Origin of the sequence: Shewanella sp. 11B5 (assembly GCF_002836795.1) — a bacterium.
Lineage (GTDB): Bacteria > Pseudomonadota > Gammaproteobacteria > Enterobacterales > Shewanellaceae > Shewanella > Shewanella frigidimarina.
On sequence record NZ_PJAP01000169.1, the window covers coordinates 1 to 1,119 of the forward strand.

Consider the following 1,119-nt stretch of genomic DNA (forward strand, 5'->3'; position numbering starts at 1 on the left):
TTGAAGGACCTTTATTATGTGCTCATATTGGACCAGGGAAAATTGCCTTTATTCTTGGTAGCCTTAACGAAACGGATCTTTATAGTGCCTTGCCTAAAATCAAACATATTTTAGATGAAGATTACAATTTACTAGGAGTTAAGTCTTCGCAATCATTTCTATTTGGTATTGCCCATTGCCCAGAACACGGAGATGCAAGCGGTAAAGTTGTCGCTCATGCTATCGAGGCGCTTAAATTAGCCAATACCCACGATGTATTTAGCTTATATGACCAAACCAATTCACAAAGCTTTTTAGAGAAATATGAAATATCGATGTTGCTCGATGAAGCACTACAACAAGGTGAGCTTACCGTTCATTATCAACCTAAAGTCACTGCATCAGGACAATGTATCGGCCTTGAAGCGTTGGCTCGATGGCACAGTCCCATTTTAGGTACTGTATCACCAGCGGTATTTATCCCTATTGCAGAAGAGTACCGAATGATCAGCCGTTTAACGGATTTGGTAGTACAAAAAGTTTGCTCGCAAATCAACCAATGGACCCAGCAAGGGCTTAACTGTGTACCGGTAGCGATTAATATCTCATTAATTGACTTCAGCCAAACTGACTTTATGTCTAAGTTAGTCAAGCATTTGGCAGACTTTACTGTCAGCCCGAAACAAATTGAGCTGGAGTTAACCGAAACTTCATTAGAAGCCAATCAAGCTCACTCGTTAATATTAATGAAAACCTTACAATCATGGGGATTCACTATCTCGGTGGATGATTTTGGCGTGGGTTATTCCAACATCGCGCGCTTAGCTGACTACCCTATCAATAAACTTAAGTTAGACCGTTCACTAATAAGCCAAGTTACCACTTCAGCTCGTCAGCAAAGCCTTGTCCGAGCCATTCATAACATGTGTGAAGAACTCAGTATAAAATGTGTTTCAGAAGGCGTAGAAACAGCTGAACAGGTAAAGATTATGGCTGATATGGGCTGTAAGGAATTTCAAGGGTTTTATTTTTCAAAACCCATTACGCCAAAGCAATTTTTTGCTCACGTCAGTCAAAAGGGACTGGTATTTGAGCATCAAGACACTTTAATAAAAGCTTAGCAATAAGTACAAAAATAAT

Annotated in this window: 1 protein-coding gene; it reads left to right on the top strand. The window is 39.8% G+C overall.

Annotated features, from left to right (window positions below):
* The coding region (locus tag CXF78_RS01395) for a putative bifunctional diguanylate cyclase/phosphodiesterase (protein ID WP_145991321.1) at positions 1-1,100 on the top strand (1,100 nt) is incomplete at its 5' end.
* Positions 1,101-1,119: the final 19 nt, after the last annotated feature.